This is a genomic window from Mesorhizobium sp. IMUNJ 23033, assembly GCF_044778005.1.
GTDB lineage: Bacteria > Pseudomonadota > Alphaproteobacteria > Rhizobiales > Rhizobiaceae > Mesorhizobium > Mesorhizobium amorphae_A.
The window spans coordinates 1-909 of record NZ_JBJACT010000089.1 but is presented as its reverse complement, the minus strand read 5'-3'; the positions used below and the strand labels follow the sequence as shown (position 1 = coordinate 909).

Below are 909 nucleotides of genomic sequence, written 5' to 3'. Positions count from 1 at the left end.
GCCTGCGGCTCCCGCCGCTACCGGGCCGATCGCCCCGACCTTCGATGTCGTGCGCGTCGAAGGCAACGGCTCGATTGTCGTCGCCGGCAACGCGGCGCCCAATTCCAAGGTCGAGATCCTCAACGGTGCGACGGTCCTCGGCTCGACGGTCGCCGGTGCCGATGGCGCCTTTGCCATCATCCTCGACGATCCGCTGAAGCCCGGCGACTACACGATCACGCTGCGCTCGACGACCGGCGACGTCGTGACCGCCTCGGCGCAGACCGCTGTCGTCTCGATCCCGCAAAATCCCGCCGGCCAGGTGCTGGCCATGGTCGAGGAGCCCGGCAAGCCGTCCGAGCTGCTCACCGTCCCTGCGCCCGACACCAAGCCCGCAGCACCCGCCACCGGAGACCAGGCAGCCGCGCCGGCGACCCCAGCACCGGCGCCTGAAACGCCTGCTGCAGCAGCGCCAGCGCCGGCTGCGCCAGCCACTGTTGAAGCCGCGCCGGCGCCCGCAGCGGCACCCGCCGCATCGGTTGCCGAGCCCAAGATCGTCGTTGAGGCCGTCGAGATCGACGGCAACAAGATCTTCGTCGCCGGCATCGCCGACCCTGGGCGCAAGGTGCGCGCCTATGCCAACGACATCCTGCTCGGCGACGCGCTGACCTCGCCCGACGGCCATTTCCTGGTCGAGGCGACGCGCGACATTCCGGTCGGCAGCTACACCATCCATGTCGACGGCCTCGACGCCGACGGGGTGAAGGTGGTGGCCCGCGCCGCCGTGCCGTTCGAACGCGAGCCGGGCGAGTCGGTCGCCGCCGTCGCCCCGGCCGAAACCAAGCCTGCCGCGCCAAAGCCGGCCGCGCCTGCAACCGGGGCCGAAGCACCGGCCGCGCCTGCGACGGACCCTGCCGCGCCGGCGACAAC

The 909-nt window shown here is 72.1% G+C and carries 1 pseudogene; it reads left to right on the top strand.

The window, feature by feature from the left end:
* A pseudogene (locus tag ACFX5Q_RS34800) lies at nucleotides 1-909 on the top strand (peptigoglycan-binding protein LysM); the annotation flags it as partial.